The sequence below is a fragment of the Flavobacterium sp. genome (genome assembly GCF_028712645.1).
Classification (GTDB): Bacteria; Bacteroidota; Bacteroidia; order Flavobacteriales; family Flavobacteriaceae; genus Flavobacterium.
On the sequence record NZ_JAQTPQ010000344.1, the window covers coordinates 1,537 to 3,021 of the forward strand.

Sequence of the window (1,485 nt, forward strand, 5' to 3'; positions counted from 1 at the left end):
ACTCATAATAAATTTATGAACACCAATTTTTTTGGCTGCGGCCAAAACTTGTTCCCGAGAAATACTAGGATTATTAAGTGTAATATTGTTGTAAATAGTATCGGCAAAAAGGAAAACATCTTGTAATACTACTGCAATTTGTCTGCGCAATGAAGATAAAGTATAGTCTTCAATATTTTGATTGTCAATGCAAATTATTCCGCTATTGATTTCATAAAATCGGTTTAATAAATTGATAATAGTTGATTTTCCTGCGCCTGTCGAACCAACAATGGCGATGGTTTTACCAGCTGAAACTTCTAAATTGATTCCTTTTATTACATCTTCTCCTGAAATGTAGCCAAAATGAACGTTCTTGAATTCGATGTTTCCTTTAAAAATTGGAGCTTCAATTTTTCCAGTATCTTGAATTTGATCTTTGGTATCGAGAATATCAAAAACACGATTAGCAGCTATCATTCCGAGTTGCATCTCGTTGAATTTATCTGCAATTTGACGCAATGGATTGAAAAGCATCCCAATGAACATTGTATAGGAAAATAAATCGCCGAAAGTGGTAAAATGGTCACCGTTCAAAATCTTGATTCCTCCGTAAAGCACTATAAATCCTAAAGTTAATGAGGAAATAATATCGGCAATTGGGAAAAAAATCGAGTTGTATAATATGGTTTTTATCCAAGCTTTTTTGTGTTTGTCATTGATGGTTTTGAATTTTTCGAACTCAATATCTTCTCGATTAAATAATTGGACAATTTTCATTCCAGTTACTCTTTCCTGAACGAATGAATTCAAATTAGCAATTTGGGTTCTCACTTCTTCAAAAGCTACTTGCATTTTTTTTTGAAATATTCTAGTGAAAAAAACTAGAATTGGCATGGCAATTATTACTATCCAAGTGAGTTTCCAGTTCATATAAAACATAAAAATTAGCACGACTAACATTTTCATTAAATCACTGATTATCATGAATAATCCTTGACTAAAAATACGTGCAATGGCTTCAATATCTGAAACAGAACGTGTTACGAGTTGACCCACTGGTACATTGTCGAAATATTTCATTTTGAAACTTAAAATATGTCGAAACATTGTGGTTCGAATGTCTTTTACAATATCTTGACCAAGCCAGTTTGCCCAAAAAACGAAGAAAAACTGAGAAAAAACTTCTAATAAAAGTACAAAAGCCATTAAAGATACATACAAAAGTAATCCGTATTTATCTTGAGTTTTGATATAACCATCAACCGTTTGCTTCAATAAATAGGGACGTAGTGCTGCGAAAATTGATAATGAAATAGCGAAAATAATCACACCATTAAATCTCAATTGATACGGTTTTGTATATTTTAATATTCGTTTGAATAATCGAGTGTCGAATGCTTTTGCTTTCATTTTTTTATATTACGAGATAAGAAGCAATATCATAATGTATTGCAAAAAAGCTCATTTATTTAATCTAATTTTTCTATAATAAATCGTAATCAA

General features: G+C 30.9%; 1 protein-coding gene. It reads right to left on the minus strand.

Annotated features, from left to right (window positions below; translation table 11 throughout):
• The coding region (locus PHC28_RS17565; protein WP_300103589.1) for an ABC transporter ATP-binding protein at positions 1-1,392 on the minus strand (1,392 nt) is incomplete at its 3' end.
• Between the last annotated feature and the right edge of the window lie 93 nt (positions 1,393-1,485).